General features: G+C 52.5%; 4 protein-coding genes and 1 pseudogene. 3 read left to right on the forward strand and 2 right to left on the reverse strand.

The genetic code is table 11. From position 1 onward, the window contains the following. Positions 1–40 precede the first annotated feature (40 nt). The gene (locus HMPREF2907_RS01335; RefSeq protein WP_070679244.1) at positions 41–604 is read right to left on the reverse strand and encodes a hypoxanthine-guanine phosphoribosyltransferase; all 564 of its coding nucleotides are present in this window, start codon (positions 602–604) and stop codon (positions 41–43) included. Positions 605–948: 344 nt separating this feature from the next. Here HMPREF2907_RS01335 and pyk point away from each other — a divergent pair, with 344 nt between their 5' ends. Further along, positions 949–2,421 (forward strand): pyruvate kinase, encoded by a 1,473-nt coding sequence (gene pyk, locus HMPREF2907_RS01340; RefSeq protein ID WP_070679245.1) that lies wholly within the window; start codon positions 949–951, stop codon positions 2,419–2,421. A gap of 154 nt (positions 2,422–2,575) precedes the next feature. On the opposite strand, the gene HMPREF2907_RS01345 is transcribed toward pyk, so the two are convergent. Beyond that, positions 2,576–3,214 (reverse strand): hypothetical protein, encoded by a 639-nt coding sequence (locus HMPREF2907_RS01345; protein ID WP_039406301.1) that lies wholly within the window; start codon positions 3,212–3,214, stop codon positions 2,576–2,578. Positions 3,215–3,436: 222 nt separating this feature from the next. On the opposite strand from HMPREF2907_RS01345, the gene HMPREF2907_RS01350 reads away from it, so the two are divergent. Then, positions 3,437–3,964: a hypothetical protein gene (locus tag HMPREF2907_RS01350; protein WP_070679247.1), complete on the forward strand. Its 528-nt coding sequence runs from the start codon at positions 3,437–3,439 to the stop codon at positions 3,962–3,964. Positions 3,965–4,189: 225 nt separating this feature from the next. Next, positions 4,190–4,640 (forward strand): annotated as a pseudogene (locus HMPREF2907_RS13415) (transposase); the annotation flags it as partial.

Genomic DNA, 4,640 nt, shown 5'->3' on the forward strand with positions numbered 1-4,640 from the left:
TCGTCTGAAAAGGTTTTCAGACGACCTTTTTCATTCCGCATCAGCCTTGGTTGAGCGCGTAAATCTCGCCCAAATTGCGCCAGCAGCCCGCCGCATCCATCCCGTAGCCGAAGACGTAGCGGTTGGGAACATCCAGCCCGACATAATCCGCCTTGGTCGGTTTTTCCTTGTCGATCAACTTGTTGGCAAACACAGCCGCACGGCAGCTCGCCGAGCCCATTTCCAAGAGCTTGGACTGAATCGCCGACATCGTGTGTCCCTCATCCAAAATATCGTCCAACACAACCACATGGCGACCCCGAATCTGCTCAGGGTCGGGCATCCGCTTCCAGTTGAACGCACCGCCCGCCAGCTTGTCGCCGTAACGGGAAACATGAACATAATCAAAGTCCAACGGAAAGCGCAACAGCGGCAGCAACTGCCCCGTAAACACCACCGCCCCACCCATTACAGGCAGCAGGAGCGGATATTTGTCCCCCAAGTCGCGCGTAATCTCGTCCGCCACTTTTTGCAGCGCGGCACGGCATTGGTCTTGGTCGAACAAAAGCTCGGCATTATCAAGCATGGCTTGGGTTTCAAGGCGTTTGGTCTCTAAATCGATCATGGTAAACAGGGAAAATCAGTTGAGAAAAAGGAAATTATAAACCCAAATCGCGCTGAGGTCGTCTGAAAGCAGGCTTTAAAGTTGCAGAAGAATAGTTTGTTTTGCCGGAATCCGTATAAGTCTGCCAAATTTAGCCTAAGTCAGAAAATTCTGTAATTTTCCACCAGTTGTTTGGCTTTAGGAGTAGAATGCCAAAATATTAATTTGTATCATGATTTACGGCTTAAGTATCTCAACGTAGGATTTTACCCTACAAATTTCAGACGACGTTTGGATGAAATTTTGTAATTTTCCAACAAAGCCGTATGCCATTTATCAACGGATTGACCGAAAGGACGCTTCACATGAGTAATGCAAAACGCGATGTAACCCGCATCAGCCACAACACCAAAATCGTCGCTACGTTGGGGCCGGGCAGCAACAATGTTCAGTTGTTGGAAGACATGATCCGTGTAGGCGGTCTGAATGTCGTCCGTTTCAATTTCAGCCACGGCACGCCTGAATTCCATCAGGAAAACGCCCGCATCGTGCGTGAAGCGGCAAAACGCGCCGGACAGGAAATCGCTATCCTCGCCGACTTGCAAGGTCCGAAAATCCGCGTCGGCAAAATCGCCGGCGGCAGCATCGAATTGAATAAAGGCGAAACGCTGGTACTTGATGCCGCACTCGAAGGCGAAGGCACGCGCGACGCGGTCGGTTTGGACTATCGCGACCTGCCTAATGATGTCGTCGCGGGCGATGTTTTGTGGTTGGACGACGGTTTGCTGACTTTGACCGTGGAATCCGTTGAAGGTAGTAAGATTGTTACTAAAGTTGAAAACAGCCATGTGTTGAAAAGCAACAAAGGCATCAATAAACGCGGCGGCGGTTTGTCCGCAGGCGCGTTGACCGAGAAAGACTTCCGCGACCTGAAAACCGCGATTGCCATCGGTTGCGACTACCTCGCCATCAGCTTTGTGAAATCCGCCGAAGATTTACACATCGCCCGCGCCAAAGTAGAAGAAGAAATGAAAGGCAGCACTGCCGTTCGCCCCGGTTTGGTGTCTAAAATCGAACGCGTGGAAGCGATTGAAAACTTAGACGAAATCATCCTCGCCAGCGACGGCATCATGGTGGCACGCGGGGACTTGGCGGTCGAAGTCGGACACGCAGCCGTCCCCGCCCTGCAAAAACGCATGATCCGCCGCGCACGCGAGTTACGCCGCTTCAGCATTACGGCAACCCAAATGATGGAATCCATGATTACCAACCCCGTACCGACCCGCGCGGAAGTCAGCGACGTGGCAAACGCGGTATTGGACGGCACCGATGCGGTGATGTGTTCCGCCGAAACCGCCGTCGGCGCGTATCCGTTTGAAACTGTCAGCCAAATGGCGATTATTTGCGCGGCAGCCGAAAAAGAGCAGGACTCGCTCAACGGCGTTGCCGAACAGGTCGAGTATCCCGAAGCCGTTAGCACTAACTTGGCGATTGCCGGCGGCGCGGTCGGCGTGGCGCGTGCGGTTCACGCCAAAGCGATTGTCGCCCTGACCGAAAGCGGCTCAACCGCCTTCGAAATCAGCCGCCACAACATCACTTTGCCGATTTTTGCCCTGACCCCGAGCATTTCCGCCCAACGCCGCATGGCAATGTATCGCGGCGTGCGCCCGTTGATTTTGGCGACCAGCACCGACCACGATACGGCGCTGAACGAAGTGGAAGCTATGTTGGTCGAACATAAAATCTTAAGCTCCGGCGACCAATACATCATCACCAGCGGTTCGCAAATGCGCGAATCCGGTTCGACCAATACGCTGGAAGTGTTGCGCGTTAAATAATCGACACGCAAACGACAGATAATCATGGGGTCGTCTGAAAACTTGGAAACAGGTTTTCAGACGACCTTTTCGCAATATGCCGTGTCGTCATGCGGAATGCGGAGCGGATGGCTTGCCGGAGCGGGTTATATTGCCTGATGCTCAATACAGATGCTCAATACAGCAGTTTTTTGCGGGGTATTTCGATTGTACCGACCTGTTTCAGTAGGCTGACGTCCAAATCCGTCTGCGAGGTGCAGGCATCGCCGAAAACATTTTCACAGTCGGCGTCCACGCGGACGATTCCGCCGAATTCTCCTGCTTTGGCAAGGGTATGGATGTCGGCGAAAATACCTGCGTAAATTTCGTCTGCCGCCAGCATGTCCGCTCCTTCGGCAAATACCGGCAGCCGTGCCAGCGCGGCGGCGACAGCCGAAGCAGAAGGGTGGTCAGAAATAGCGGTGGCTTTCAGGCGGATGTTTTTCGCCATGCCTTTGCCGTGATTGCGGATAACGAAGGCAATCATGCCGGGTTTGTCTTCTACCGGACGGATGGCGGCATGCAGGACGGGGTGGACGCTTTCACGCTGTATCAGTTTTTCTCGATGCTGCATTTCGCTTTTTGCCTTGATTCTGACTGAGACGACAGCCCACGCAAGCCAAACCAGCGCGATGGCGGCAAATGCCGTGATGACAGGGGTAAGGTCGGCGAGATAGTCTTGGGGGTTAAACCAGACGCAGGCGGTTAGAAAACCGGCAAAAAACATCAAAATGTATAAAGCCGGTGCAAAACGGCTGAGGACGGATGCGTGCATAAAGATTCCTGTCGGTGGCAGAATAAGGTCGTCTGAAAGCGCTGTGCGGTATTGTCTTAAGACAATATAATTGTAACGTAAACCATATGGTTTAACACGCCCGAATAACGAACGGCATAATCGGAAGAGGGACGGCGACGCTATTGCCTCCCGCCGCCCGCTGCTTTACCATAAGCCGCTTTCGGTAAAAATGCCGCCACCACTTCCCATCACACAACTGCCATGAAAAAACTGATCACCTCGTTGCCTATTTTCATTGTTTTGGCCGACATGGTTTACGGCTTTGTCCTCAATATCTCGCAAGGGCTTAATTTGCAGCAAAGCACGCCTTCTGACGGAGGGCTTGCCGTTACGCCCGACATTGCGTTCAACAGCCTGCAAATTATTGCCAACGGCGGCATGATGGTTATTATCGGCTTCGGACTGCTGACTCTGCTCCAACTTAACGGTACGGTTTTAAAACGCCGTATCCTGCCCATCGGCATTTTCCGCACGTTGGGGCTGCTGGCGGTATTGGCATTCAGTGTGCCGTCGCTGTGGGAATGGGGCAATGCGCTGATTTCCGCTGCTATGGGGTATCCCGTGTTCAATTTCGGCAACCCGCGCTATTTGGCCAGCGCATTTTGTATGCCGCTGATTGCCTTATTGTGTCTGAAGCGGCTGTACGATTGGTACAAACTGCACCGTTTGCCGCAAGCGGATACGGCCGTGCCTGCCGCAGCACAGGAACCGGATAGAAAGGTCGTCTGAAAATCTTTTTTCGGTTTTCAAACGATCGGTTTTCATAGGTTTCGGGAAATAAAGAATATCGGAAAATAGCAAGGGAAAGATACTTAAACCTAATGATATATAACGTGAATTTGAGATAAGGCTCTCTTTGCCTGATGGCGGACTGTGCGTCGCAGACCCATCGAGACCTTTGCAAAATTCCCCAAAATCCCCTAAATTCCCATCCAAGACATTTAGGGGATTTTCATGAGCACCTTCTTCCAGCAAACCGCCCAAGCTATGATTGCCAAACACATCGACCGCTTCCCACTATTGAAGTTGGATCAGGTGATTGATTGGCAACCGATCGAACAATACCTGAACCGTCAAAAAAACCGTTACCTCCGAGACCACCGCGGCCGCCCCGCCTATCCACTGCTATCCATGTTCAAAGCCGTCCTGCTCGGACAATGGCACAGCCTCTCCGATCCCGAAGTCGAACACAGCCTCATACCCGCATCGATTTCAACCTGTTTTGCCGTTTTGACGAACTGAGCATCCCCGATTACAGCACCTTATGCCGCTACCGTAACTGGCTGGCGCAAGACGACACCCTGTCCGAATTGCTGGAACTGATTAACTGCCAACTGGCCGAAAAAGGCCTAAAAGTAGAGAAGGCATCCGCCGTCGTCATTGACGCCACCATTATTCAGACCGC

The organism is Neisseria sp. HMSC055H02 (assembly GCF_001813335.1).
Taxonomy (GTDB): domain Bacteria; phylum Pseudomonadota; class Gammaproteobacteria; order Burkholderiales; family Neisseriaceae; genus Neisseria; species Neisseria sicca_C.